Source organism: Antarctobacter sp. (genome assembly GCF_034670325.1).
Classification (GTDB): domain Bacteria; phylum Pseudomonadota; class Alphaproteobacteria; order Rhodobacterales; family Rhodobacteraceae; genus Antarctobacter.
Genome location: NZ_JAXMNR010000007.1, coordinates 137,077 through 160,312 on the forward strand (window position 1 = coordinate 137,077; position 23,236 = coordinate 160,312).

At 64.1% G+C, this 23,236-nt stretch carries 29 protein-coding genes and 1 other RNA gene; 18 read left to right on the forward strand and 12 right to left on the reverse strand.

The genetic code is table 11. The features are described 5' to 3' along the window. The first annotated feature begins 25 nt into the window (after positions 1 to 25). Entirely contained in the window at positions 26 to 931 is a 906-nt protein-coding gene (locus tag VOI21_RS17860) for a LysR family transcriptional regulator (protein WP_323771316.1), read from the forward strand. Here the strand turns inward: VOI21_RS17860 and VOI21_RS17865 are convergent, their stop codons facing one another. Beyond that, complete coding sequence (locus VOI21_RS17865; RefSeq protein ID WP_323771317.1) at positions 932 to 1,237, reverse strand: hypothetical protein; 306 nt, start codon at positions 1,235 to 1,237, stop codon at positions 932 to 934. A gap of 223 nt (positions 1,238 to 1,460) precedes the next feature. Next, the gene (locus tag VOI21_RS17870) at positions 1,461 to 1,667 is read right to left on the reverse strand and encodes a cold-shock protein (protein ID WP_323771318.1); all 207 of its coding nucleotides are present in this window, start codon (positions 1,665 to 1,667) and stop codon (positions 1,461 to 1,463) included. A 242-nt stretch (positions 1,668 to 1,909) separates the two neighbouring features. Between VOI21_RS17870 and VOI21_RS17875 the strand changes: the two genes are divergently transcribed. Together VOI21_RS17875 and VOI21_RS17880 are read left to right on the forward strand one after the other, a co-directional pair. Next, positions 1,910 to 2,275, forward strand: coding sequence for an arsenate reductase family protein (locus VOI21_RS17875; protein ID WP_323771319.1), 366 nt, complete (start codon positions 1,910 to 1,912; stop codon positions 2,273 to 2,275). Further along, the gene (locus VOI21_RS17880) at positions 2,272 to 2,640 is read left to right on the forward strand and encodes a hypothetical protein (protein WP_323771320.1); all 369 of its coding nucleotides are present in this window, start codon (positions 2,272 to 2,274) and stop codon (positions 2,638 to 2,640) included. Before VOI21_RS17875 ends, VOI21_RS17880 begins: the two co-directional genes overlap by 4 nt. Positions 2,641 to 2,717: 77 nt before the next feature. Here the strand turns inward: VOI21_RS17880 and VOI21_RS17885 are convergent, their stop codons facing one another. From VOI21_RS17885 to thrS, 5 genes are all read right to left on the reverse strand, one after another. Continuing rightward, positions 2,718 to 3,284 carry a DoxX family protein gene (locus tag VOI21_RS17885; protein ID WP_323771321.1) on the reverse strand — a complete coding sequence of 189 codons (567 nt, stop codon included), beginning with the start codon at positions 3,282 to 3,284 and terminating at the stop codon, positions 2,718 to 2,720. 11 nt (positions 3,285 to 3,295) lie between these two features. After that, positions 3,296 to 4,048 carry a DNA-binding domain-containing protein gene (locus tag VOI21_RS17890; RefSeq protein WP_323771322.1) on the reverse strand — a complete coding sequence of 251 codons (753 nt, stop codon included), beginning with the start codon at positions 4,046 to 4,048 and terminating at the stop codon, positions 3,296 to 3,298. Further along, on the reverse strand, positions 4,045 to 4,962 hold the full coding sequence (locus tag VOI21_RS17895) for a DUF692 domain-containing protein (RefSeq protein WP_323771323.1): 918 nt from the start codon (positions 4,960 to 4,962) through the stop codon (positions 4,045 to 4,047). The genes VOI21_RS17890 and VOI21_RS17895 overlap by 4 nt, the downstream gene beginning before the upstream one ends. A 68-nt stretch (positions 4,963 to 5,030) precedes the next feature. Beyond that, the gene (locus tag VOI21_RS17900) at positions 5,031 to 5,396 is read right to left on the reverse strand and encodes a DUF2282 domain-containing protein (RefSeq protein ID WP_323771324.1); all 366 of its coding nucleotides are present in this window, start codon (positions 5,394 to 5,396) and stop codon (positions 5,031 to 5,033) included. A 397-nt stretch (positions 5,397 to 5,793) separates the two neighbouring features. Then, a complete protein-coding gene (thrS, locus tag VOI21_RS17905) occupies positions 5,794 to 7,776 on the reverse strand; it encodes a threonine--tRNA ligase (RefSeq protein ID WP_323771325.1) in 1,983 nt (660 codons plus the stop codon). Between the two features lie 122 nt (positions 7,777 to 7,898). Between thrS and VOI21_RS17910 the strand changes: the two genes are divergently transcribed. The 14 genes from VOI21_RS17910 to VOI21_RS17975 all read left to right on the forward strand — a co-directional run bounded on the left by VOI21_RS17910 (position 7,899) and on the right by VOI21_RS17975 (position 19,094). Beyond that, the gene (locus VOI21_RS17910) at positions 7,899 to 9,140 is read left to right on the forward strand and encodes an MFS transporter (protein WP_323771326.1); all 1,242 of its coding nucleotides are present in this window, start codon (positions 7,899 to 7,901) and stop codon (positions 9,138 to 9,140) included. 57 nt (positions 9,141 to 9,197) lie between these two features. Beyond that, a complete protein-coding gene (locus VOI21_RS17915; protein ID WP_323771327.1) occupies positions 9,198 to 9,869 on the forward strand; it encodes a DNA-3-methyladenine glycosylase I in 672 nt (223 codons plus the stop codon). Between the two features lie 129 nt (positions 9,870 to 9,998). Next, on the forward strand, positions 9,999 to 10,739 hold the full coding sequence (locus VOI21_RS17920; RefSeq protein WP_323771328.1) for an alpha/beta hydrolase: 741 nt from the start codon (positions 9,999 to 10,001) through the stop codon (positions 10,737 to 10,739). Then, positions 10,736 to 11,701: an alpha/beta hydrolase gene (locus VOI21_RS17925; protein ID WP_323771329.1), complete on the forward strand. Its 966-nt coding sequence runs from the start codon at positions 10,736 to 10,738 to the stop codon at positions 11,699 to 11,701. Before VOI21_RS17920 ends, VOI21_RS17925 begins: the two co-directional genes overlap by 4 nt. A 16-nt stretch (positions 11,702 to 11,717) precedes the next feature. Then, positions 11,718 to 12,152, forward strand: a complete 435-nt coding sequence (locus VOI21_RS17930; RefSeq protein WP_323771330.1) for a VOC family protein — start codon at positions 11,718 to 11,720, stop codon at positions 12,150 to 12,152. Between the two features lie 21 nt (positions 12,153 to 12,173). Continuing rightward, positions 12,174 to 12,785: a hypothetical protein gene (locus VOI21_RS17935; protein ID WP_323771441.1), complete on the forward strand. Its 612-nt coding sequence runs from the start codon at positions 12,174 to 12,176 to the stop codon at positions 12,783 to 12,785. A gap of 122 nt (positions 12,786 to 12,907) precedes the next feature. Further along, entirely contained in the window at positions 12,908 to 13,870 is a 963-nt protein-coding gene (locus VOI21_RS17940) for a nuclear transport factor 2 family protein (protein WP_323771331.1), read from the forward strand. Beyond that, entirely contained in the window at positions 13,867 to 14,460 is a 594-nt protein-coding gene (locus VOI21_RS17945; protein ID WP_323771332.1) for a class I SAM-dependent methyltransferase, read from the forward strand. Before VOI21_RS17940 ends, VOI21_RS17945 begins: the two co-directional genes overlap by 4 nt. 170 nt (positions 14,461 to 14,630) lie before the next feature. After that, positions 14,631 to 15,758 (forward strand): LysM peptidoglycan-binding domain-containing protein, encoded by a 1,128-nt coding sequence (locus VOI21_RS17950; RefSeq protein ID WP_323771333.1) that lies wholly within the window; start codon positions 14,631 to 14,633, stop codon positions 15,756 to 15,758. Positions 15,759 to 15,761: 3 nt separating this feature from the next. Further along, on the forward strand, positions 15,762 to 16,820 hold the full coding sequence (locus tag VOI21_RS17955) for a transporter substrate-binding domain-containing protein (RefSeq protein WP_323771334.1): 1,059 nt from the start codon (positions 15,762 to 15,764) through the stop codon (positions 16,818 to 16,820). Positions 16,821 to 17,052: 232 nt separating this feature from the next. After that, a complete protein-coding gene (locus tag VOI21_RS17960; protein ID WP_323771335.1) occupies positions 17,053 to 17,763 on the forward strand; it encodes an alpha/beta fold hydrolase in 711 nt (236 codons plus the stop codon). A gap of 28 nt (positions 17,764 to 17,791) precedes the next feature. Next, positions 17,792 to 18,176, forward strand: an RNA gene (rnpB, locus tag VOI21_RS17965) — RNase P RNA component class A. Positions 18,177 to 18,305: 129 nt separating this feature from the next. Beyond that, complete coding sequence (gene rpmG / locus VOI21_RS17970; RefSeq protein WP_114512614.1) at positions 18,306 to 18,473, forward strand: 50S ribosomal protein L33; 168 nt, start codon at positions 18,306 to 18,308, stop codon at positions 18,471 to 18,473. A gap of 114 nt (positions 18,474 to 18,587) precedes the next feature. Further along, entirely contained in the window at positions 18,588 to 19,094 is a 507-nt protein-coding gene (locus tag VOI21_RS17975; RefSeq protein WP_323771336.1) for a GNAT family N-acetyltransferase, read from the forward strand. 3 nt (positions 19,095 to 19,097) lie between these two features. Here the strand turns inward: VOI21_RS17975 and VOI21_RS17980 are convergent, their stop codons facing one another. The 3 genes from VOI21_RS17980 to VOI21_RS17990 all read right to left on the reverse strand — a co-directional run bounded on the left by VOI21_RS17980 (position 19,098) and on the right by VOI21_RS17990 (position 20,748). Further along, positions 19,098 to 19,553, reverse strand: a complete 456-nt coding sequence (locus VOI21_RS17980; RefSeq protein ID WP_323771337.1) for a cupin domain-containing protein — start codon at positions 19,551 to 19,553, stop codon at positions 19,098 to 19,100. Positions 19,554 to 19,642: 89 nt separating this feature from the next. Then, positions 19,643 to 20,428: a Bax inhibitor-1/YccA family protein gene (locus VOI21_RS17985; RefSeq protein ID WP_323771338.1), complete on the reverse strand. Its 786-nt coding sequence runs from the start codon at positions 20,426 to 20,428 to the stop codon at positions 19,643 to 19,645. 137 nt (positions 20,429 to 20,565) lie between these two features. Next, positions 20,566 to 20,748, reverse strand: a complete 183-nt coding sequence (locus tag VOI21_RS17990) for a hypothetical protein (protein WP_323771339.1) — start codon at positions 20,746 to 20,748, stop codon at positions 20,566 to 20,568. A 125-nt stretch (positions 20,749 to 20,873) separates the two neighbouring features. Here VOI21_RS17990 and VOI21_RS17995 point away from each other — a divergent pair, with 125 nt between their 5' ends. Next, entirely contained in the window at positions 20,874 to 21,722 is an 849-nt protein-coding gene (locus tag VOI21_RS17995; RefSeq protein ID WP_323771340.1) for a LysR family transcriptional regulator, read from the forward strand. Positions 21,723 to 21,725: 3 nt separating this feature from the next. On the opposite strand, the gene VOI21_RS18000 is transcribed toward VOI21_RS17995, so the two are convergent. Both VOI21_RS18000 and VOI21_RS18005 read right to left on the reverse strand, forming a co-directional pair. After that, positions 21,726 to 22,124, reverse strand: a complete 399-nt coding sequence (locus VOI21_RS18000) for a hypothetical protein (RefSeq protein WP_323771341.1) — start codon at positions 22,122 to 22,124, stop codon at positions 21,726 to 21,728. Between the two features lie 55 nt (positions 22,125 to 22,179). Then, the gene (locus VOI21_RS18005; protein WP_323771342.1) at positions 22,180 to 23,211 is read right to left on the reverse strand and encodes an alkane 1-monooxygenase; all 1,032 of its coding nucleotides are present in this window, start codon (positions 23,209 to 23,211) and stop codon (positions 22,180 to 22,182) included. Positions 23,212 to 23,236: the final 25 nt, after the last annotated feature.

Here is a 23,236-nt window from a genome sequence, read left to right on the forward strand (position 1 = left end):
ACATGAGGCGGACACCAGTAAACCGATGCACATAGAATTTCGCCACCTCCGGACGATCAAGGCCATTCACGACGCGGGCGGGGTCGCGCGCGCGGCGGAGCAGTTGAACATCACGCAATCCGCGTTGAGCCACCAGATCAAGGGTTTGGAGGATCAGGCAGGGGTGGAGCTGTTTGTGCGGCGCTCAAAACCGATGAAGCTGTCGGCGGCGGGGATGCGCCTGTTGCGGCTGGCCGAACAGGTCTTGCCGCAGGTCGAGGCCTTGCAGGACGAGTTCGAAGGTCTGCGGTCCGGCAAGGCGGGGCGGCTGCATATCGCCATCGAATGCCATGCCTGTTTCGAATGGCTGTTCCCGGTGCTCGAAGGGTTCCGCAAGAAATTTGGCGATGTGGACGTGGACATCCGCCCCGGCCTTGCCTTTGACGCGCTGCCCGCGCTGATGAAGGAAGAGGTGGATGTGGTGATCTCCTCGGACCCCGAGGATCTGGCGGGCGTGACCTTTGTGCCGCTGTTTGACTATAGCCCGGTGTTTGTCGCCTCATCCTCGCACCCGCTGGCGGACAAGCCGTTTATCGAGGCGGAGGATTTTCGCGGACAGACCCTGATCACCTACCCGGTGGACCGGTCGCGGCTGGATATCTTCAGCCAGCTTTTGACCCCCGCCAAGGTGGAACCGGCGTCGATCCGGCAGGTGGAACTGACGGCGGTGATCCTGCTGTTGGTCGCCTCCAACCGGGGGGTGTCAGTGCTGCCGGATTGGGTGGTGCGCGAGGTGAAGTACAGCTCAGACTACATCACGCGGCCGCTGACGAAAGAGGGACTGACCCGCAGTTTGTACGCGGCAGTGCGGACGGAAGACCTTGAAAAACCCTATATGCAGTTGCTGGTCCGTCTGGCGGGCGAAGAGGCACGGCGCTTGCAGAACACATGATCAGCAGCTTTCGCCCGCCTGCGCGCGGGCAAGATCCCAGCGGTTGGCATAGGCCAGACCCTGAACCGGCTTGTGCGGCGCGCTCATGACCTCACTGGCCTTTTGGGCAAAGCAGGCGCAATTGACGCCCTCCAGCGTGTCCCGGCAATACGCTTCTGGGTCTGCGGGGGCCGAGGCCGCGCCGTAGGGCGGCGGGCCGCTGCGGGGCAATCCGCCTTCGGTCAGGGGGGGCAGTGTGCTGACACCCGCGACCAGAATGGCAACGGTGCCAAGAATGGCGGCATAGGTGATCCACTTGACAGGCATGAACGCCTCCGGGTCGGGCCTGTGCGATATGCAGCCCTGCCGTCAGGATACAGGGCAGACGCCCGGCAGCGAAGCACCAAGTCTATTGGATTTATCGCAAATGCCTGAGACCACGGGCCAAATTCAGCCTGTTACGTCCCGACGCGTTCGTCGTGACGTGCAGTGGGCCACCGGCCAAAGAACCGGGGGGCAAGGCATCGACGTGGCGAAAAACCCGCGCGGATCAGAGAAGTTGCAGGTCCGCCGCCATCGATCGTCCGTCGCGGCCTTCGCGCAACTCAAAACTGACTTTCTGATTGTCCGCCAGCCCGGTCAGCCCGGACCTTTCCACCGCTGAAATATGGACAAAGACGTCTTTGCCCCCTTCGTCCGGTGCGATGAACCCAAATCCCTTTGTGGTATTGAACCACTTCACGGTGCCGGTTGGCATAATCCCCGTGCTCCTATTTCAGTCTGTCCAAGCATCCCGCCATGTCAGCCGGGACGGTCACATCCGGCGTTCAGGGCCGCGAACGACGCTCGCCAACAGCGGGCGGGTTCGACAGATGATCGCCAAAGGTCACAAGGCCGAGTTTAGCGTGGATGGGCGAAATACAAGAGTCCTGCCCTCGTAATTCACGGAAAGTTGGCCTATCTCACCGCGTACTGCGACAAACTGCCAAGGGATTGTGCATGATTATCTACGGACTGAAGACCTGCGACACCTGCCGCAAGGCGCGCAAAGCCTTGCCGGGGGCGGCTTTTGTCGACGTCCGCGAAGAGGGACTGCCCGGGGATGTGCTGGAAGTCGCGCTGGCCCAGTTCGGCGAAAAACTGCTCAACACCCGGTCGACGACATGGCGCGAACTGGATGACGCGGCGCGGTCGCTTGCGCCCGCCACGCTGATTGCCCGGCATCCGACGGTGATGAAGCGGCCCTTGGTGGTCGATGGCGCGCGGATGGTGCTGGGCTGGGACAAGGCGGCGCAGGCGGCTCTTGGCGTGACCGGGCAGTCGACAACCGGGCAGGCGACAACCGGGCAGGGGGGCGGGGCATGAGAAACGCGGCCCTGACATTGGGGATCATCGCCGGGGTGATCGGCATGATCGTCGGCTTTTTCGGCTTCGGCTACACCGAACTGGTCAAGAACATGGGCGAGGTCGAAGAGATGTTCGGCATGTTCGACGATCCGGCGACGGTGCGGACCGTCTCGATCCTTGGGCCGATTCTGGCGATCGCGGGCGGGGCCATGGCCAAGGCGCGGGCGCTCTGGGGGGGCATCCTGCTGCTGGCCTCGGCGGCGGCGATGTACCATGCCTTTGGATTCAACGTCTTTACCATGTTCCCGATTGCCTTTGCCGGTCTGGCCGGGGTGCTGGCGCTGGCCGCAGGCAAACCGGATGAACCCAAGGCGCATTTCTGAGGCTGGATGGGGACGGGGGCGCCGCTGGTTGCCTGCGGCAACATCGCCCCGCCCACCGTCCCACCGTCCCACGGGTCTCAGGCGGCGACGGCGCGGGGTGCCGTGTTCAACCCCAGCAGCCGGTCGAGGGACACAGCGCCCGCGCCCCTGATCACCAGAATGGTCAGGCCGAAGATCCACAGCGTACGCTCGTCAATCAGCGCATACCCCGTGTCGAACAGCCTGCCCAAAGCCGCGCCATGGCCGGTCACGTCGACAAAGGTCTGCACGACGACAAAGCCGATCATCCCCAGTGCCGCCAGTCGGGTGAACAGCCCGACGACGATCAGCAGCGGCAGCAGCCATTCCGCATAGGTCCCGGCGTAGGCGACGATATCGTAGGCAAACCCCAACTTGGCCGGATTGTAGCCCGCCGCCTCAAACGCCTTGGGGAACATCTGCGCATAGGTGCCGGATTCCAGCGTGAAGAAGTCAAAGAGGCCTTCTTCGCCCTTGCGGTCCCAGACCTTGGTCCCGGCAGAGTTCCAATAATAGCGCAACAGGGTGGCGGCAAAGACCAGCCGTGTCAGCAGCGGGATCAGGGGGGCACCCAGCCGCTCGACGGGGGCAAAGATCGCGTGATGCAGGGAAAGAAGGCGGTCCATGGCGGGTCTCCTCAGGCAGGCAGAAGGTCGGAAAGCGCGCCCTGCTGCAACAACAGCGTCAGGGTCGCGGAGAGGTCAAACGCGGCACTGGCGGCTTCGACCGCCGCGCCAAAGGGCAGGCCGCGCGACAGCGCATCGACAAAGGCAGCACCGCCTTGGGGCAGCAGGTGCGGGGCCGGGTCGAACTCTGCGCGGGTGATCAGCACATCCTCGGCGCGCGGCTGCGGCTTGGGCTGATCCGGCATCATGGTAAAACGGTAGACCGACAGAACCGGCCAGCGCGACCGCAGCACCTGGACGGACGGGGCCAGCACCAGCCGCGCGGTGTTCAACGCCGCTTCGTCCAGCGTGGACAGGCGCCCGGCGTCAAATAAAGGCGCGTCCGCCGCGTGATAGCTGCGTCGCAGCGCCAGTTCCAACCGTGCGACATCGCCCAGATAGCCAATGCCGCGCAGCGCCTCGATCCCCTCAAGGAAAGCGGGGAACCCCGCGCCATAGTGCATCATCAAAGGTGAGACCGGCGGCTGAGCGCGCAAATACATGCCCGCTGCGCGCGCAAAATTCTCCGGCCCGATCAGCTTGGCCACCGCCGGAAAGCCCGCCTCCAGCGCCTCGCGCAGCGCCACCGCTATGTTGTTGCGATAGACGTCGTAGCGCCGCGCGGCGGGTCGGCCCGCGCCGTCGGTCAAACCGCCGGGGATCGCCACATCGGCGCGCAGCAAGCCGGTGCGAAACGCCGTCTCGGAAGTGCTGGCCCCGGTCATGAGCGCATACCCCCGGCTTCTTCTTGGTCCAAATACCTCCGGGGGAGGCTCCCGCAGGGAGACGGGGGCAGCGCCCCCCGCGACAGGGCCACTTGCGCGCGCCGGGCCTCGGCCGCCAGAACGGACCACTCGGGCACGTCATTGTCCCATTCGATCAACACCGGGCGCGGCCCGGACAGGTCCAGCACCTGATCCAGCAGCGCCCAGACCGGCTCGGCCACCTCGCGTCCGTGGCTATCGATCAGCAGCGGCGCGCCGTGATCATCTTCATCCTCGTCGTGCCCGGCCATATGGATCTCGCCAACCGCATCCATCGGAAAATCCACGATATACGCCTGCGGGCTATAACCAAGGTTCACCGCCGAGACGAAGACATTGTTGACGTCCAGCAGCAGGCCACAGCCGGTGCGGCGGGCAACGTCGCGCAGGAAATCGGTCTCCGAAATCGTGCTTTCCGCAAAGGCCAGATAGCTGGACGGGTTTTCCAGCAGCATCCGCCGTCCCAATACCTCTTGCACCTCATCGACGTGATCGCAGATGCGGTCCAGCGTGGCGGGCGTATAGGGCAGGGGCAGCAGGTCGTTCAGGAAATGGCTGTCATGGGTCGACCACGCCAGATGTTCGGAAAAACTTGCCGGGTTCAGCCAGCCGACCAGATGTTTCAGCCGCGCCAAATGGTCCGGGTCCAGCCGCTCAGGCCCGCCGATGGACAGACCGACACCGTGGACAGAGAGAGGAAAGCGGTCGGCCAGGGCGCGCAGTTGGGCCAGCGGCCTGCCGCCATCGCCCATGTAATTCTCGGCATGGACCTCAAACCAGCCCACGGGGGCGGGATCGTTCAGGATGGCCGCATAGTGCTGCGGCTTGTAGCCGACACCGGGCAAGGGGGGGAGGGAACTGGATGTATCGAACATGGGGTTTCCGCTGTTGCGGTGGGGGGACGGGCCCGTGGGGCCCATCCCGGTATGTCAGAGCTTGGTGATCAGCTGTCGGACATCATGGACGGGTCGTAATACTTGGCCTGAACCTCTTCGGCCAGACCTTCGGGCAGGTCGCGCTTGATACCTTCAAAGCCCTTGTCTTTCAGGGCTTCTGCCGACATGCCCATGCGGCCATCGGGCAGTTCGATTTCGGCGCAGGTCCCTGCATCGACCAGCGTCCATGCGTTGCCCTGATAATCGACCTTCGATGTCCCGGCGCAGGTGGTGCCGGGGCCTGCGGCGCAGTCGTTTTCACCGGCAAGGCTGACGCCGTAGCATTTTTCCTGATCCATGGCCTGTGCGCCCGAGGCGGACACGGCAGCGGCGACGATGCCTACGAGGGCGGCAGTTTTGAGCGTGGTGGACATGTGGAATTTCCTCCGGGTTTCTGATTTTGAAACTTGTCCGAGGGCGATCTGCCCTGCGGTGACACCAGAGTGACCCGAGACACGTCCTCAAACCATTCACGGGCCTGTGCATCACGGGGGCGTCAGGGCGCGTGTCGGGGGCGTGAACCTTCCAGCGCTGGATGGTGCGATTTCAGGGGGGCGGGGGGTGGTTCTGTAACGGTTCTTGCGTTTTCACCCATGCTGCGGGGCAGAATGTTACAGGGGATCGGTCCGGTCCGGGGCTCCGGGCAGGGCATATCACGCAATCTGTCAGGCTTGTAACGCGCCAGATCGGCGTTTCCGTCGCGGTTTTGGCAAAAAATTCGGGCCGCCCCAGTGCAGGGCGGCCCGAAGTGTCGCGATCAGGGGTGGTGTCTCAGCCGCGCAGGTCGGGCGCGGTTGCGTCTTCTGCCAACAGCGCGGCAATCTCGTCCAGCGCCGCCACCTGCGTCTGCTTTTCGCCCAGCCGGCGCACGGTCACGGTGCGTTCCTCGACCTCGCGGTGGCCGACGGCGAGGATCACCGGCACCTTGCCGACCGAATGCTCACGCACCTTGTAGTTGATCTTTTCGTTGCGCACATCCGCCTCGGCGCGGACACCGGCGGCGGTCAGTTGGGCGACCACCTCTGCCACATAGTCATCCGCCTCGGACGTGATCGAGGCGACAACGACCTGACGCGGGGCCAGCCAGAACGGCAGTTTGCCGGCGTGTTCCTCGATCAGGATGCCGATGAAGCGTTCGAACGATCCCAGCGTCGCGCGGTGCAGCATGAAGGGCCGCGTCTTGTCGCCGCTTTGCGCGATGTAAGACGCGCCCAGACGCTCCGGCAGGTTCGGGTCGACCTGAAAGGTGCCGCATTGCCAGACCCGGCCAATGGCGTCGGTCAGGTAGAAGTCCAGCTTGGGCCCGTAGAAGGCCCCGTCGCCCGGCTCCAGCACATAATCGCGGCCCACCGCCTTGATCGCGTTTTCCAGCGCGTTCTCGACACAGTCCCAGCTTTCCTCAGTGCCGACGCGCTTTTCAGGCCGCGTGGCAAAGCGGATCTCGAACTCGGGGAAGCCCAGTTCGCGGTAGATATCGGCGAGGAAGTCGATGAAGCGCGCGCATTCCTCCTGAATTTGGTCCTCGGTGCAGAAGATATGCGCGTCGTCCTGTGTGAACCCGCGCACCCGCATGATGCCATGCAGCGCGCCCGAGGGTTCGAACCGCGAGCATGATCCAAACTCGGCCAGCCGCAGGGGCAGGTCGCGGTAGGATTTCAGACCCTGATTGAACACCTGCACGTGGCAGGGACAGTTCATCGGCTTCAGCGCGTTGATGCGGGTCTGGCCCTTGTCCTTGACCACGGCGTCGTCGTTTTCACCGTCGCGGCTCTCGTCCACCTCGACGATGAACATGTGGTGCTGGTACTTGTCCCAGTGGCCCGATGCCTCCCACAGCTTGCGGTCGACAACCTGCGGGGTGTTGATTTCACGGTAGCCACCGGCGCGCTGCTTGCGGCGCATGTAGTCCTGTAGCTGGGTATAAATGGTCCAGCCGTTGGGATGCCAAAAGACCTGACCGGGCGCCTCTTCCTGCATGTGGAACAGGTCCATCTCGCGGCCCAGCTTGCGGTGGTCTCGCTTGGCGGCTTCCTCCAGCATGTGCAGGTGCTTTTTGAGGTCTTCCTTGTTTTTGAAGGCGACGCCGTAGATGCGTTGCAGCATCTGGCGTTTGCTGTCGCCGCGCCAATAGGCGCCCGCCACGCTCATCAGTTTGAAGGCGTCGCCGGGCACCTGTCCGGTGTGTTGCAGGTGCGGGCCACGGCACAGGTCCTGCCAATGGCCGTGCCAATACATGCGCAGCGGCTCATCGCCGGGGATCGCCTCGATTAACTCGACCTTATAGGGCTCATTGTTGGCCTCGTAGAAGGCCACCGCGCGGGCGCGTTCCCAGATCTCGGTGGTGACCGGATCGCGGCGGTTGATGATCTCTTTCATCTTCTTTTCGATCGCGCCGAGGTCTTCGGGGGTGAACGGCTCAGCGCGGTCAAAGTCGTAGTACCAGCCGTTGTCGATCACCGGGCCGATGGTGACTTTGACACCCGGCCACAGTTCCTGCACCGCGCGCGCCATGATGTGCGCGAGGTCGTGCCGGATCAGTTCCAGCGCGGGGGCGTCGTCGGCCAGCGTGTTGATGGCGATGTCGGCGTCGTCCTCGATGGGCCATTGCAGGTCCCAATGCGCGTCGCCTACGGTGGCAGAGATCGCTTTCTTGCCAAGCGATTTGGAAATGCTCGCCGCCACCTCGGCAGGGGTCACGCCCTTGTCGAAGTCACGCTTTGAGCCATCTGGAAAGGTCAGGGAAATCTGGGCCATCGGCCTTAACTCCTCGTCGGTTTGGCGCCCACGGAACGCCCGGTTGCGGGTATAGGATTGTGGAGGCGGAAATGGCCCCCGACAGGTCGGTTGTCAAGCAACTTGGGGCGGGACGGTGACGGATGAGCGAGACGGCGACACAGGTTTTCGAACGGCTGACCGGGGCCAAAAAGGTCGAGGATGTCGAGGCCCGCAACGGGCTGCGTCACGCGATCAGCCTGACGATGACCAAACTGGCAGACGGGTTGATCGACCCCAAGCTGGTGCTCAGCTGGCTGGGCGGCGCGCTGGGTGCGCCGGCGGCGCTGGTCGGTCTGTTTGTGCCGATCCGCGAGGCGGGGGCGCTGGTGCCGCAGATCGTGCTGGCGGGCCGGGTCGAGGCGATGCGGCACCGCAAATGGGCGTGGGTGGCCGGGTCGGCGGGGCAGGGGGTCTTTGCCGCGCTGATCGTGCTGGCCGCCCTGACGCTGTCTGGCTGGGCCGCCGGGGTCGCCATGGCCTGTGCTCTGGCCGGGCTGGCGGTCAGCCGGTCGCTGTGTTCGGTCAGTTTCAAGGATATTCTTGGCAAGACCATCGCCAAGACCCGGCGCGGCGCGGTGACGGGCATCGCCGGGTCGGTCTCTGCTTTGGCGGTGCTGGGCTTTGCGGTGCTGCTGATCTTTGGCCCGGGGCAGGCGATCTGGCCGGTTCTGGTCGCGATTTCCGTGGCGGCGGTCCTGTGGCTGGGCGCGGCGCTGGTGTTTGCACGGCTTGAAGAAGCGCCGTCAGACCCGCAGCGCCGCAAAGGCATCGACCTGACGCCGCTGCGCGAGGATGCGCAGTTTCGCCGGTTCATCGCGGCGCGGGGGGCGCTGACCGTGACCGCGCTGGCACCGCCTTACTATGTCCTGCTGGGCGGCGGGCAGAGCGCGCTTGGTGCTCTTGGCGCGCTGATGCTGGCCTCTTCGGCGGCCTCTTTCCTGTCGTCCTATCTGTGGGGGCGGCTGGCGGATCATTCGTCCCGGCGGGTGTTGGCGCTGTCCGGCGTGGTGGCCGCCGTTTTCATGGCGCTGGCGGTGCTGGCGGATCGGTTTGGCTGGTCCGATACGCCTTTTGTGATCCCGCTGCTGCTGTTCGGTCTGATGCTGGCCTATCATGGCGTGCGGCAGGGGCGGTCGATCTACCTAGTGGACATGGCGCCAGAGCACGCGCGGTCGACCTATGCGGCCTTGGCGAACACCTCTATCGGCCTGTTGCTGATGATGGTCGGCGCGCTGGGGGGCCTTTTGGCAGTGCTGGGACCACAGTCGGCGCTGATCGGCTTTGCGGGTCTCAGCCTGATCGGTGGCTGGCTGGCCTATGGCCTGAAAGAGGTCGAGGACTAGGCCTTGCACCCGCAGCCCCCGCGGCGCAGGCTGGCGCGCAACATGAAGGAGAGCGCCATGCGGACCTACGAAGAGATCCTGACCATCGCGGCGGACCGCAAGGGCGGGCGCGACTCGGTGCTGGCGGATATGCCCAAGGTGCTGAGCGCGGATGAACTGGCCGCGATCCCGGACAGCCGCTGGCTGGCGCAACTGGCGCGCGGCATCTTTCAGGCCGGGATCAGCTGGCAGGTTGTCGAAAACAAGTGGGCGGGCATCGAAGAGGCGTTTTACAACTTTGACGTTGGCCGCGTGGCGATGATGTCAGAGGATTGGTTCGACGAGCTTCTGGACGACCCGCGCATCGTGCGCAGCCCGCCCAAGGTGGAGGCGATCCAGCAAAACGCCGCCTTTATTCAGGAGGTCGCCGCCGAAGCGGGCAGTTTCGGGCGCAAGATCGGTGACTGGCCCGCCGAGGATTTCGCCGGGCTGCTGGAGTGGCTTAAAAAGAACGGATCACGGCTGGGCGGCGCGACGGGGGCCTATGCGCTGCGGTATCTGGGCAAGGAAAGCTATGTTCTGTCACCGTCGGTGATCGCGCGTCTGGAAGCCGAGGGCGTGATCGACAAGGAACCGACTTCGAAAAAGGCCATGGCGGCTGTGCAGGATGCGTTCAATACTTGGAAGGCAGAGAGCGGCGAGAGCCTGACGGTGATAAGCCGCGTGTTGGCGCAAAGCATCGACGGGTGAGTGGGCGCTCCCCGCGTCTCCCTTCGGTCGACCCTCCAATTGTATTTTGACAAAGAAGTAGCTGGAAGAGCGTTTTCGACCGTTTCGGGGCGGCGCTATGGTCAAGCCATAAGAGAAGGGGGGCGCGCGATGGCAGCGATTGCGCATGTTCAAGGGCCGCGCGGCACGCGGTTGGCCTATGCCAAGACCGAAGGGACGGGGCCTTGTGTGGTGTTCCTGTCCGGATATCGGTCGGACATGGCGGGGACCAAGGCGGTGCATTTGGAGGCCTGGGCCGCGGCGCGTGGGCGCGCCTTTTTGCGGTTTGATTATGCCGGGCACGGCCAGTCCGGCGGCGTGTTCGAAGAGGGGTGTATCGGTGACTGGGCGGCGGATGCCGAGGCGGTGATCGCCCATGCCGCGCCGGGGCCGGTTGTGATGGTCGGGTCGTCCATGGGCGGTTGGATCGCTGCGATCCTGGCCAAACGGCTGCCGGAGATTGCGGGGTTCATCGGCATCGCCGCCGCGCCGGATTTCACCGAAGACGGCTTCTGGGCGGGGTTTTCCGAAGACCAGCGGCGGCAAGTTATGGAAGAGGGACAGCTATTGGTGCCGTCGGCCTATGAAGACCCTTACTTTGTGACTGCCAAGCTGATCGAGGACGGGCGTGATCAGTTGGTCTTGCGCAGCCCTTTGGTCATGGGCTGGCCCGTACGGCTGTTGCAGGGGACCGAGGATGAGGCGGTCACACGCAAGACGGCGTTGCGGTTGCTGGATCATATCGACGGGCCGGATGTGCGTCTGACCTTTGTAAAAGGCGCGGATCACCGGTTTTCCACGCCCGATTGCCTTGCCCAGATCGAGGCGGCGCTGGTCGAGGTGCTGGGATGAGCCTGCTGCTCTGGGGATTGGGGGCGCTGGCCGCTGCGGGCGGGTCTTATGCGGCGCTGGCGCCGCGTGAGCCGGTCAAGACCGATGTGGCGTTTGACACGGCTCTGCTGGATGGCGGGATCGACCCGTACCTTGCGGCCTCGGAGGCGCGGGTGCCGGGCATCCGAGCGGGCGCTGAAAAGCGTGTTCACTGGTCTGCTACGCCCGAGGCGCAGACCGATTGGGCGGTGGTCTATATCCACGGCTTTTCGGCGGCCCCGGATGAGATACGCCCGGTGCCGGATCATGTGGCGCGGGGTCTGGGGGCGAACCTTGTCTTTACCCGTCTCAAGGGCCACGGGCGTGACGGTCCGGCGATGGCAGAGGCCACGGTCGAGGGCTGGATGCAGGATGTTGCCGAGGCTTTGGCCATCGGGCATCGCGTGGGGCGGCGGGTGCTGGTCATGGGAACCTCGACCGGGGCCACTTTGGCGACGCTGGCGCTGCACGAGGGGATGGGTGCGGGCGTTGCGGGGGCGGTGATGGTCTCACCCAACTATAAGGTGGCCGATCCCAAGGCGGCGCTGATCACCTGGCCCGGTGCGCGCTGGTGGCTGCCGCTGCTGGCGGGGCGCGACATCGGGTTTGAGCCGCGCAGCGAGGCGCATGCCCGGCTGTGGACCACACGCTATCCCAGTCTGGCCGTCCTGCCGATGGGGGCGGCGGTGCGCGAAGTGCATCGGCGGCGGCATGAGGATGTCGCTGTGCCCGCGCTGTTTGTTTTCGATCCGGGTGATCAGATCGTTGACCACAGCGCCAGCCGCAAGATCGCGGCACGCTGGGGGGCAGGCGCGGACCTGCATGAGGTTGACCTCGGGCCGCAGGATGACCCGTCGCGGCATCTTGTGGCCGGTGAGGTGCTGTCGCCGGGCATGTCCGCGCCATTGGCCGAGGTGATGCTGAATTGGGTGCGGCGTTTGTGACCCTAAGGAGGATGGAATGGACCAGAGAGTAAGCCTGATCACGCTGGGATGCCGCGACATGGCACGCGCGCAGGCGTTTTATGAGGCGCTGGGCTGGAAGCGGGTCGAGACACCGGAGGGGATTGTGGTCTTTGACCTCATTGGGCAGGCGCTGGGCCTGTATCCGCTGGAGGATCTGGCCCGCGATATGGGCTGCGCGGCAGAGGACCTTGGGACCGGGGCGGCCACGCTGGCCTGCAACACGCGGACCCGCGAAGAGGTGGCCGAGGTACTGACCGCCGCAGAGGCCGCCGGCGCCAAGATCCTGAAACCCGCGCATGACGTGTTCTGGGGCGGGCACATCGGGTATTTCGCCGATCCCGAAGGCCATGTTTGGGAGGTGGCTTATAACCCATTCTCAACGCTTGGACCGGACGGGGCGTTTCGCTGGGGTGGGTATGGCGATGACTGAGGGATGAGACGCCCGCGCTCTATGTGGTCGCTGGAGACGCTGGGGCGGGTGCGCCTGTCGCGGCATTTCTGGATGCGGGAATTCCTGTATTCCGAGATCGGAAACTTTCACGAAATCAGCAATATACCGGACGATCCTGATCTGTCGCTTGAACGGGGGCGCGCCTTCGCGACCGCGCTTTTGGACCCGCTGGAAGACACCTTTGGCCGGGTCTTTGTGCGGTCTGGGTATCGGTCGGCGCGGCTCAATGCCTTTGGCAATGCCAACAAGCTGAACTGCGCACGCAACGATTATCCACTGGAATGCCACATCTGGGATTTGCCGGATCGGCCCGTGGCGGGGGCCTCTGTCGTGATCCCGTGGTTTGCGGAGCGGTACGCGCAGGGGCGCGACTGGCGCGATCTGGCGTGGTGGTTACACGACCATCTGGACTATTCCGACATCTGGTTCTTTCCCAAGCTCTGCGCCTTCAACCTCGCGTGGCGACCTGTGCCTCTGCGGCGCATCGATAGCTATATCGCGCCCAAAGGCACGCTGCTGAAACCGGGGGCGGACCCGGACGAGCCGTTGGAAACCCGCGCCGCGCGCTATGCGGATTTTCCACCCTTTCGGGGCATCGCCTTTCCGGTCTGAGCGGCGCTGGACACCCGGAATGCGGAGGGCTAGCCTGCGACTGACACAACCACAGAGTGAGGTTCCCAAGCGTTGACCCGTCGAGACTGCACCCCCCAAGCCCCTGACCGGGACGCCCTGTGATGGACGGTTTCGATCCAGAGGCCCATGATTTCCCCGATTTCCTGCTGGAGGCGACCAGCGACATCTGGGAGGGACGCGGCCTGACGACGCGGGTGCAGGCGCATTACCACCCCGAGGTCATCCTGCGCGGTGCCGAAGGCATCCAGTTCGGCGCGCGTGCGATGGCAGAGGACGCGATGGCAACGCTGGTCAGCCTGCCGGATCGGCGGTTGCTGGGCGAGGATGTGATCTGGTCGGGCCATGCACGGGTCGGGATGCTGGGCTCTCAGCGAATCCTGACGCAGGCGACCCACACTGGCGACGGCGCGCTGGGCCCGGCTACGGGGCGGGCGCTGCTGTATCGAGAAATCGTCGACAGCTATGCCAAGCGGGACCAGATCAGCGATGTCTGGCGGGTGACGGACACTGGCGCGGTGCTGCGCCAGTTGGGGCAAACGGCCGAGGGCTGGGCGCGCACCCGGTTGCCCGATCTGGACCCGGACTCGCAGCCCTTTACGCCACGGGTGGATGTCACCGGGCCGTATACCGGGCTGGGCAACACCGACCAATGGGGCGAAGGCTTTGCCGCGCTTCTGATGCGGGTGATGGACGGTGACCTGTCGGTCATCCCGGACCAGTACGACCGCGCCTGCCACCTGTTTTACCCCGGCGGGGTCGAGGCGCATGGCGTCGAGGCGGCGGACCGGTTCTGGTTGGGGCTGCGGGCGGCAATGCCCTCGGCCCGGTTCGAGGTGCACCACCGGATCGGCATGGAAGAGCCTTTGATGCCCGCGCGGGCGGCGCTGCGCTGGTCCTTGAAGGGACGTCACGAAGGCTGGGGCGCGTTTGGGCGGCCCTCTGGCGCGGACCTCTATGTCATGGGGATCAGCCATGCAGAGTTCGGGCCGCGCGGGCTGCGCCGGGAATGGACCTTGTATGACGAGGCGGCGGTCTGGACACAGATCGTGGCGCAGACCGGATGAGCAACCGCGAGGTCTATCAGCGGCAGGCAAAGGCCTATGCCGCTGGGCGTGACACCTCGCTTTTTGAACGGCCCTGGCTGGAGCGGGTGCTGGCGGACGTGCCAAAGGGCGGTGCGGTGCTGGACCTTGGCTGTGGTGCGGGCGCACCGATTGGTCTTTACCTCGCCGAACAGGGCTATGACGTGACCGGGGTGGATTACGCGCCCGCGATGCTGGCGCTATATGCCCGCAATCTGCCGGATGCGCGGGTGATCGAGGCCGATATGCGGTCGCTGTCGCTGGACCGGCACTTTGACGCGATCATCGGCTGGGGCAGTTTCTTTCACCTCACGCAGGAAGACCAACGCGCCGCCCTGCCGAATATCGCGCGCCACCTTGCACCCGGGGGGCGTCTGTTGCTGACGGTGGGGCCGGGGGCGGGAGAGGTCTGGGGGACCGTCGCGGGCGAAAAAGTATACCACGCGTCCCTGTCGCCAGAGGACTATGCCGAGGTGCTCTTGGCGGCGGGCACCCCGGTCGAGGCCTTTGTGCCCGAAGACGCCGGCTGCCGGGGACACTCTTTGCTGCTGGCGAGTCGGCCGATTCTGTAGCTATTCCTATGGCTGCATAACAACCATTTCCTGATCGCCCGTCACGGCTGGGGGAATTACGGCTGCGAAGCTCCTGATAGATATGGACAAGCGCACATTCCCTAGAGCGAGCGTTGACCCACGGCACTAGATGGGGGAAGCTTTCGCCACGTTTATTGGGGGATAGGCAGATGATGAAACGCGTATGCGCGGCGGCTATGGCTATGGCCATAGCGGGGGCCACGACGCTTTCCGCAGAAACATGTGGTGGAAACTACAAGGTGCGACCGGGGGATTCGCTGTCGGCGATTGCTGACACGCACTACCGTGATGCCAGCCAGTGGACGGTGATCTATCGCAACAACCGCGACATGATTCCCAGCCCGGACAAGATCCGCGTTGGCCAGACCTATCGGCTGCCCTGCATTGCAGGGATGCCGGTTGGCCTGCCGGGGGGGACGCAGATTGACCCGGTCAATCCTGCGGCGGTGGCGCCCGCTGTCGCGGCCGCGACGGTCTCACCCGAGCGGCTTCAAAAGTCGCGGATCGAGGCAACGGCGCGGCAGGCGCGCGGTGTCGATGTGCGGCTGCTGGCGGCGGATGACTTTCGGCCCTTTACCAACCGGCTGCTGATGTCCTCGGGGCTGATCACCGACCTTGTGAATCGTGCCTTTGTGTCCACCGACAAGGTGGGCCTGCACAAGTTCTACTGGGTCAACGACCGCGCCGTGCATCTGGACCCGATGCTGAAGGAAGGCATGGCCGATCTGGCCTTTCCGTGGAAGAAACCGGATTGCGAGGGCGCGGCGGCCACAACGGATCTGTGCACCGATTACGTCTATTCCGAGCCGATGTTCGAGATGCTGGTGGTGTTGTTCACCGCCAAAGGCAGCGGTGTGACTTACAGTGGCGAGGGCGATCTGGCCGGTCTGCGGGTCTGTAGTCCGCTGGGATTCAACGCCGCTGGACGGGGCGGGCTGGGGGCCAGTTATCTGGTGCAAGCGGGCGCGCGGTTGCAGCAACCGCCCAGCAGCGAAGAGTGTTTCGCGCGGCTGGTCGACGGGTCGGTCGATGCGGTGGCGATGAATGAGTTCACCGGACGCGTCGTGCTCAAGGACATGGGGCTGGCGGACCGGGTTGAATTGCAGCTTTCTCGGCCCTTGGCCATCGAGGGGCTGCATGTGGTGGCACACAAGGCCAACCCACGGGCGGCAGAGATGATCGCCGCCTTTGACGAGGGGCTGGGTGTTCTGCGTGACAGTGGCGAATACCTGACCGTGCTGGACAAGCATATGTCAAGCATCTGGGCGGGGCTCTGAGCCATGGCCCTTGGCGGACGGAACCGGGCGGCGGCGGTGGCCGCCGCGCTGGTGGTTATGGCGTCGGTATGGGCGTCGGGAAGTTTGGCCCAATGCGCGCCAGAGGCCTATACGGTTCAGACCGGCGACACGGTCTTTACCATCGCAGAGGCGCGCTATGGCGATCCCGAGAAATGGACGCTGATCTATTACGCCAACGAGGACAGGCTGCGGTCCAGCGTGTTTCAGGTCTCGCCCGGTGACGTGCTGGACCTACCCTGTCAGAAAGGCGAGGTGCGCGCGGACGCCACCCCGCTGCGGCAGGGGCCGGACAATGCCGAGATGAAGCTGATCACCGGGTCCAACTACGCGCCCTTCACGGACCGCGAATGGCCGGGGCAGGGAATGGTAACGGAACTGGTGAATGCCGCACTGGAGGCGACACCGAATCCGGTGACCTATTCGATCACATGGCAGGATGACTGGTCCAAACACCTGTTCCCGATCCTCGACAGCAAAGAGGCGGACATGGGCTTTCCGTGGCTCAAGCCCAATTGCGACCAGACGCCAGACAATGAACGCTGTGCCAATTTTCATTTCTCCGACCCGCTGGTCGAGATTCTGGTGTTGTTGTTCACCCGCCCCGGATCGGGGTTCACCTTTGACAGCGACGCGGATGTGATCGGCAAGCGGCTGTGCCGGCCCAAGGGGTACTTCACCCATGATCTTGACCGTCCGGGCCGTGAATGGCTGAGCCGGGGGCTGATCACGCTGGTGCAGGCAGAGGACCCGCAGGCCTGTTTCCGCGAACTGATGGCGGGCAGGGTGGATGCGGTGACGGTCAACGTCTTTCTGGGCGCCAAGACCATCGACGACATGGGACTGCGCGGGCAGGTGGTGCCGATGGACAAACCGCTGTCGGTCGAGGGGTTACATGTGATCATCTCGAAAAAGCACTGGCGCGGCACGACGCATCTGTACCGGATCAATGCCGGGCTGGCGGAGTTGAAAAAGACCGACCGTTATAGCCAGATCGTGTCGCGGCATCTGGGGGTGTTCTGGGACCAGATCAAGACGAACTGACCCTTTGCCGGGGACGGGGGACGGCGCTCGATCCGGCCTTTGGCCGGAACATCGCCCCGCCCACCGTCCCCGGCCACAAATCCGGGCCACAAATCCCGTCAACCGTTCCTGACCACTGGGCCCACTTTCGCTCGTCGCGCCATCTGTTAGGGTGCCGCGAGACAACAGGCGTGTGCGGAGTAAGCGGAGTGGCAGGCAAGACAAGCACCAGTGATCGGGTGCGCCGGATCCCATGACCGAAACACTGGTCTTTCTGCCAGAGCAGATGTCCGATGCCCGTCTGTTCGGCCCGCAGATTGCGGAGTTGTCGCGCGATCAGGCGGTGATGATCGCGCCCATCACCCAAGGGGACCGGATCGAGGAAATTGCCTCGACCCTGCTGGATCTTGTGCCGTCGCGCTTTGCGCTTGTGGGGCACGGGATGGGCGGGATCGTCGCGATGGAGGTGTATCGCCGTGCGCCTGACCGTGTGACGCGGCTGGCGCTGATAGGCACCACGCCGCTGGCCGAAACGCCGCAGATGGCGGCGATGCGCGATCCCCAGATGATTCGCGCCCGCGCCGGACGGTTCGACGCGGTGTTGGCAGAGGAGTTCCGGCTTGCCGATCTGGCCCCCGGTCCCCATCAACGCGAGGTGCTGGCCCTTGTGCTGGAGATGGCGCGCGGTCTGGGGCCAGAGGTCTTTGTCCGCCAGTCGCGGGCGATGCAACGGCGGCGCGATCAGCAGGGCACGTTGCGGCGGATCAACGTACCGACGCTGGTGCTGTGCGGGGCCGAGGATGCGCTGTATCCGGTCAAGCGGCACAGTTTCATGGCCGAGATGATCCCCAAGGCCGACCTGCGGGTGATCGAGGATGCGGGCCACATGCCGACGCTGGAACAGCCCGGTGCGGTGACAGACGCCCTGCGCGACTGGCTGGCGCAACCCTTGCTCTTGCGCTGAACGCGGGCTTTGCCTAAGGGACACGGGCGCGGAAGGCCGGACGGCCGCTTGTGGAGACACGAGAGGAAAGTCCGGACTCACCGAAGCACCGGTGCCGGGTAACGCCCGGGCAGGGTAACCTGACGGAAAGCGCCACAGAAAACAGACCGCCTGCGCGCTTGCGTGCAGGACAGGGTGAAAAGGTGGGGTAAGAGCCCACCGGGGGGCTGGCAACAGCGCCCGCATGGCAAGCCCCACCGGGGAGCAATGCCGAATAGGGATCACACGCGCCTTCGGGTGCAGGGCCGCTTCGGCCTTGGTGATCCGGGTTGGCAGCTAGAGCCGCGCGGCAACGCGCGGTCCAGAGGAATGGTCGTCTGAGGGCCGGGAAACCGGCCCAAGAACAGAATCCGGCTTACAGGCCTTCCGCGCAAATTCAGGCTCTGAAATCCCGCCTGTCCGGTCTTGGTCAAGAAGTGGTTGACTCGGGGCCACCAAGAGGTAAAAGGCGGGCTTCATACGGATTTCACGCGCGGGCTCCCGCGTGTTGCAGGAGACGACCCATGGCGAAGCCGACAACAATCAAGATCCGCCTGAACTCCACTGCGGGCACCGGCCACTTCTACGTGACCAAGAAGAACGCTCGGACCATGACCGAGAAGATGTCTGTCAAGAAGTACGACCCCGTTGTGCGCAAGCACGTGGAGTACAAAGAAGGCAAGATCAAGTAAGCCACTTTGGCTGAACGCGTTTTCGGGGCCGGGCAGGAGTGATCCTGCGCGGCCCTTTGCGTTGCCGGTGCCGTGGCCCGTAAACCCAGTGACACGATCGGGAAAGGTCGGGCCGTGGCCGACAACATCACATTGCGCATCGCCCGGCAGGCTGACATCGGCGCGCTGGACCGACTGTTCCAGCGCAGCTACAGCCGCCTGCTGGCGGCGGACTACCCACCCTCGGTGCTGGTGACGGCTGTGCCGGTGATCGGCCGCGCGCAGCCCGCGTTGGTGGCGTCAGGGCAGTTCTATGTGGTCGAGGACGGCGAGGGCCGGATTCTGGGCGCTGGCGGGTGGTCCCTGCAAGCGCCGGGCGGGCACCCCGCGACCAGCGGGACGGGACACGTGCGCCATGTCGCAACTGATCCGGATTCGGTCCGGCGCGGGGTGGGGCGACTGTTGCTGGATCATATCGTTCAGGCGGCGCGCGGCAGTGGTGTCTCTATCCTGTACTGTCAGAGCACCCTGACCGCCGAGCCTTTTTACCGGTCGATGGGGTTTGAGCCGCAAGGCAGCATCACCGTGCCGCTGCGCGGCGGGATCGGCTTTCCGGCGGTGTTCATGATCCGGCGTTTGTGACCCTCAGGGCAGCGGGTCGGCGGGCGCGCCGTTGAGATGCGTCCAACGGCGCTCATCGCTGGTGCGTTCGATCAGTTGCACGCGATCCTCACCAGGATAATGCACCCGGTCGCGCGGGGCGCGAGTGCCAACCACAAGGATACGTGCAGGCGCGTCCGAACGATTCACAAAGCTGTGGGGCGTCTCTGTTCCGGCGATAAAGGTGGCGGCAGACCCGGCGGATATCACCTCTTCGCGGTCGCCCTCGATCAGGGTCAGCGTGCCGTCCAGCACATAGACCATCTCATCCTCTGATTCGTGCCAGTGGGGATAGGAGGACCTTGCCCCGGGTGACAGAATTTCCACCACTGCGCCGAATTGCGTCAGCCCGCCGGAGTCGCTGAACAAGAGCGATTCATAGGTTCCCAGCGTCCCGTCGCCGGACTTTCGCTGCACGGTGTCTTCGGTAATGATCGGCATGTTGTCTCCCACGGCCGCCCAAGGCCCAACACGAAAAAGGGCCGGTCAACCGACCGGCCCTTTCCCTATAGCACGAATATTGCGATGTGTTACTCGCGGTTGCCGAGAAGCTGCAGCAGGAACATGAACATGTTGATAAAGTCGAGGTAGAGGTTCAGCGCGCCCATGATGGCGGCCTTGCCCAGCCATTCCTTATCCCCATGCGCGGCATGCTGAATGTAGGTGTTCTTGATGTTCTGCGTGTCGTAGGCGGTCAGGCCGGCGAAGATCAACACACCCAGGATCGACACGGCGAACTGAATCGCCGGGCTGCCCAGAAAGATGTTGATGATCGAAGCGACCAGCAAGCCGATCACGCCCATGATCAGGAACGATCCCCACCCGGAGATGTCCTTTTTCGTGGTGTAGCCCCAAAGCGACAAACCGGCAAAGGCGACCGAGGTGGTCAGGAAGACCTGAATGATCGACAGGCCCGTGTAGACCAGAAAGATCGAGCTGAGCGAGAGGCCCATGAGCACGGCGAACGCGTAAAACACCAGTTGCACGCCTGCGGCGTTCAGGCGGTTCACCGCCGCGCCGAAACCGAAGAAGATGAACGCCAGCGGGGCAAACATCACCACCCATTTCAGTGGCGACATGTACAGCGCCTCACCCAGTCCGGTCAGGAACTGGCCGTCGCGGATCATGACCGTCGCCCCTGCGGGATCGGTGGTCACGGCCAAGCCGGAGATGGCCCATGCGGCCAGAAAAGTGATGAAAGTGCCCACGGACATGGTGCCGTAGACCTTGTTCATGTGGGCGCGCAGCCCCTCGTCAATCTGAGCAGCGCGTGCGCCGGAGACGCCAGCTGCCCGGACCGTTTGATAATCTGCCATTTAAGCCTCCGAATGATCCCTGATGTTCCCTCGGACACTGCTCGCGCGCGCGCCCGGAGTTGCGGTAGATATTGGCGGAACGGAGCGGATTTTCAAGAACTTCACGTCCAATGGGTGGCTTAATATGTGCGTTATTGTCACCAATGGCGCTCCGGTTCGATCCAATGCGCCGGTGCGTCCCATTCTGGTCGGTCGTCGGTGCGGACTTTGGAGGCGGCTGTGGGGGTGGTGTCGATACGCGCAGCGACCTGATTGGCCCGGAATTTCCCGCCGATACGGAACAGGATCGCGGGAAACAGCGGATCTATTGAGCGGATCATGATGAGGTCCTTCACGAAAATTGATAACTCATGGGTGACCCATGTTTGACGTTGATCAATGTGGCGTTCCGTGGTTGATATTGAAAGTGAATGTATGTGACGAAACCCATCACAAGGGGTGATGTATGCGAAATCTGGATCTGACCACGCTGCGCTCTTTCGCGGCGGTGGCGCAGTCGGGTGGGGTGACCCGGGCGGCGGGCTTTCTCAACCTCACGCAATCGGCGGTCTCGATGCAGATCAAGCGGCTGGAAGAGATGCTGGACCTGCAATTGCTGGACCGCTCCGGGCGCGGGGTGACGCTGACTCCGGCGGGGGCGCAACTGCTGACCTACGCGCAAAAGATGGTCGAGTTGAACGATGAGGCTTATGGCCGGTTGACCGACAAAGGGTGGGAAGGCGAGATCCGCCTCGGTGTCCCTGTCGACATCGTTTATCCGGCGATTCCGCAGGTGTTGCAGCGCATGGGGCGCACCCATCCTCGGGTGAAGATCCAGTTGGTCAGTTCTTTCACACGGGTGTTGAAGGCGCAGTTTGCCCGTGGGGAAATGGATGTGATCATGACCACGGAAACCGGGGTCGAGGCGGGTGGCGAGACGCTGCTTGAGGTGCCCATGCGCTGGTTCGGGGCTCCGAACGGGCAGGCCGTGCGGCAGCGGCCCCTGCGCATCGCCTTTGCCCGCACCTGCGGGTTTCGCGAGGAAACGATGCGCAGGCTGGACGCGGCGGGGCTGGATTGGGAACTGGCGGTGGATTCCGACAGCGAAACCACCATCGACGCCACGGTCAGCGCCGATCTGGCGGTCACGGCCCGGCTAGAGGGGCATTCCGCCTCCTACCTGATCCCGATTGATGGCTGCGGGTTGCCGGAACTCGGGATGCAGAAAATCAACCTGTATGTGGGCAGCGGTCAGCCTGCCATCACCCACGCCCTCAGCGATGAGATCCGGCAGAGCATGTCCGCGCTGGCCTAGGCGTCACACGCCGACGTCGGGGCCGTGGCACAGCATCGGCTTGTCATTCTGTTGGGCTTCGTACAGCACGGTGCTGGCGGGGTCGTTTTCGAACACCGCGCGCAGCCCGGCGCCCTCTTTGAAAAAGCTCCAGCATTGCGGGTCCGGATTGTCTTCATAGACAAAGCAGATCTGGCTGGCCTCTTCATACCAGAAGCCCTCCTTGCATTTGCCGTCAAGAAAGGACCAGGTCACTTGCCGGTCGGGCAGGTATTTCTCGACCCCGTAAGCCTCACCGTTGAGGCCGAAATACAGGGTTTTCCCGGTCACGTAGCGTTCAAAATCGGAGGCCGACATAGGCTCTGCCGCCAGCGCGGGCAGAGCGGTCAGGCAGGTCAGGGCTAGGGCGAAAATGTGTTTCATAAGGCTCAAATTGCCAGAATCCGCCCGCGCCCGGAAGTGGGGTATTCATGAATGGTTAACCGTAAGCGGTCGCTGGCCGGTGTTTTGAGGCGGCCCAGCGGCGGGCGCGAGGGTCCATTATCCGGTGCCAGACCGGCGGAATCAGCGCGATGACCGCCATCGTGGGCAGGGCATAGGGCAGGATCGGCATGGCCTGCCGGTCAAGGTCCAGACCGGGATAAGGACGCGCGGGATGCACGTGGTGGTCGGAATGGCGCGGCGCGTTGAGCATCAGGGCCGAGGTAAAGCTCTGCGGTGCGTTCCAGCTGTGCTGCGGTCCCACGGGTTCCGCCTTGCCCGGGGCGATGTCGCGCCGTTGCAAGCCGTAGTGCTGCACGTAGTCCGACAAGAGTAGTTGCGCCTGCGCATAGGCCGAAATGGCGATCAATGCGGCAACGCCTTTGGGACCCGCCAGAAGCAGTGCAATCGCCAGCGACAAGGCCGCGACAGACAGATAGCCCACGTAAGGGTGCAGCCCGCTGCCCCGTCGCAACCGCGATTCGGCCCGGTATCCCTCACGAAAGGCCCCAACCCAGGCCCGCAGCGCGAAGGCGTAAAAGCTTTCACCGGCGCGGGCAGAGTTCGGATCGCGGCGCGTCGCGGCGTGAACATGGTGGACGCGCACGTGGGCCGAGGCATGGTGCCCGAACAGGATCGAGGCGTAAACCGCCACGCCCAGCCGCCGCAGACTGCGCGATCCGCGATGGATCAGCTCATGCGCGTTGGAGTTTCCAACCTGCCCAATGAACAGGGAAAGTGCGATGAAAATCAGTAGCTTGTCCAGCGTTGTTGCGGCGTTTCCCGTCAGCGTCCAGACACCGCCATACAGCAGCGGGAAATGGGCCAGCGCCAAACAGACCGACAGCCCGTCACCGGCCGGAAATTCCTGCCCCGGGTGATCCGGCGCGGCCAAGGCAGACAGCCGGTCCATGCCATAGGCAAAGACCGTGATGTAGATCAGCGCAAGCGTCGGAAACGGCGCGCCGAACAGCATCGCCGCCGCCAGAAGTAAGACTATTCCATGCGTTGCCAAGATGAACCGCAGCATGAATGCTCCTGTAAGGCCCGGAGTT

What these genes read in the sequence shown, in the direction of transcription:
- VOI21_RS17910 (WP_323771326.1), top strand. Translation starts at nt 7,899, where the DNA reads ATGAGCGAGACGGCGACACAGGTTTTCGAACGGCTGACCGGGGCCAAA.
- VOI21_RS17915 (WP_323771327.1), top strand. Translation starts at nt 9,198, where the DNA reads ATGCGGACCTACGAAGAGATCCTGACCATCGCGGCGGACCGCAAGGGC.
- VOI21_RS17985 (WP_323771338.1), bottom strand. Translation starts at nt 20,428, where the DNA reads ATGGCAGATTATCAAACGGTCCGGGCAGCTGGCGTCTCCGGCGCACGC.
- VOI21_RS17950 (WP_323771333.1), top strand. Translation starts at nt 14,631, where the DNA reads ATGATGAAACGCGTATGCGCGGCGGCTATGGCTATGGCCATAGCGGGG.
- VOI21_RS17925 (WP_323771329.1), top strand. Translation starts at nt 10,736, where the DNA reads ATGAGCCTGCTGCTCTGGGGATTGGGGGCGCTGGCCGCTGCGGGCGGG.
- VOI21_RS17920 (WP_323771328.1), top strand. Translation starts at nt 9,999, where the DNA reads ATGGCAGCGATTGCGCATGTTCAAGGGCCGCGCGGCACGCGGTTGGCC.
- VOI21_RS17935 (WP_323771441.1), top strand. Translation starts at nt 12,174, where the DNA reads ATGTGGTCGCTGGAGACGCTGGGGCGGGTGCGCCTGTCGCGGCATTTC.
- VOI21_RS17995 (WP_323771340.1), top strand. Translation starts at nt 20,874, where the DNA reads ATGCGAAATCTGGATCTGACCACGCTGCGCTCTTTCGCGGCGGTGGCG.
- VOI21_RS18000 (WP_323771341.1), bottom strand. Translation starts at nt 22,124, where the DNA reads ATGAAACACATTTTCGCCCTAGCCCTGACCTGCCTGACCGCTCTGCCC.
- VOI21_RS17880 (WP_323771320.1), top strand. Translation starts at nt 2,272, where the DNA reads ATGAGAAACGCGGCCCTGACATTGGGGATCATCGCCGGGGTGATCGGC.
- VOI21_RS17860 (WP_323771316.1), top strand. Translation starts at nt 26, where the DNA reads ATGCACATAGAATTTCGCCACCTCCGGACGATCAAGGCCATTCACGAC.
- VOI21_RS17990 (WP_323771339.1), bottom strand. Translation starts at nt 20,748, where the DNA reads ATGATCCGCTCAATAGATCCGCTGTTTCCCGCGATCCTGTTCCGTATC.
- VOI21_RS17900 (WP_323771324.1), bottom strand. Translation starts at nt 5,396, where the DNA reads ATGTCCACCACGCTCAAAACTGCCGCCCTCGTAGGCATCGTCGCCGCT.
- VOI21_RS17960 (WP_323771335.1), top strand. Translation starts at nt 17,053, where the DNA reads ATGACCGAAACACTGGTCTTTCTGCCAGAGCAGATGTCCGATGCCCGT.
- VOI21_RS17870 (WP_323771318.1), bottom strand. Translation starts at nt 1,667, where the DNA reads ATGCCAACCGGCACCGTGAAGTGGTTCAATACCACAAAGGGATTTGGG.
- VOI21_RS17890 (WP_323771322.1), bottom strand. Translation starts at nt 4,048, where the DNA reads ATGACCGGGGCCAGCACTTCCGAGACGGCGTTTCGCACCGGCTTGCTG.
- VOI21_RS17930 (WP_323771330.1), top strand. Translation starts at nt 11,718, where the DNA reads ATGGACCAGAGAGTAAGCCTGATCACGCTGGGATGCCGCGACATGGCA.
- thrS (WP_323771325.1), bottom strand. Translation starts at nt 7,776, where the DNA reads ATGGCCCAGATTTCCCTGACCTTTCCAGATGGCTCAAAGCGTGACTTC.
- VOI21_RS17895 (WP_323771323.1), bottom strand. Translation starts at nt 4,962, where the DNA reads ATGTTCGATACATCCAGTTCCCTCCCCCCCTTGCCCGGTGTCGGCTAC.
- VOI21_RS17945 (WP_323771332.1), top strand. Translation starts at nt 13,867, where the DNA reads ATGAGCAACCGCGAGGTCTATCAGCGGCAGGCAAAGGCCTATGCCGCT.
- VOI21_RS17865 (WP_323771317.1), bottom strand. Translation starts at nt 1,237, where the DNA reads ATGCCTGTCAAGTGGATCACCTATGCCGCCATTCTTGGCACCGTTGCC.
- VOI21_RS17875 (WP_323771319.1), top strand. Translation starts at nt 1,910, where the DNA reads ATGATTATCTACGGACTGAAGACCTGCGACACCTGCCGCAAGGCGCGC.
- VOI21_RS17980 (WP_323771337.1), bottom strand. Translation starts at nt 19,553, where the DNA reads ATGCCGATCATTACCGAAGACACCGTGCAGCGAAAGTCCGGCGACGGG.
- VOI21_RS17955 (WP_323771334.1), top strand. Translation starts at nt 15,762, where the DNA reads ATGGCCCTTGGCGGACGGAACCGGGCGGCGGCGGTGGCCGCCGCGCTG.
- VOI21_RS18005 (WP_323771342.1), bottom strand. Translation starts at nt 23,211, where the DNA reads ATGCTGCGGTTCATCTTGGCAACGCATGGAATAGTCTTACTTCTGGCG.
- VOI21_RS17940 (WP_323771331.1), top strand. Translation starts at nt 12,908, where the DNA reads ATGGACGGTTTCGATCCAGAGGCCCATGATTTCCCCGATTTCCTGCTG.
- VOI21_RS17885 (WP_323771321.1), bottom strand. Translation starts at nt 3,284, where the DNA reads ATGGACCGCCTTCTTTCCCTGCATCACGCGATCTTTGCCCCCGTCGAG.
- rpmG (WP_114512614.1), top strand. Translation starts at nt 18,306, where the DNA reads ATGGCGAAGCCGACAACAATCAAGATCCGCCTGAACTCCACTGCGGGC.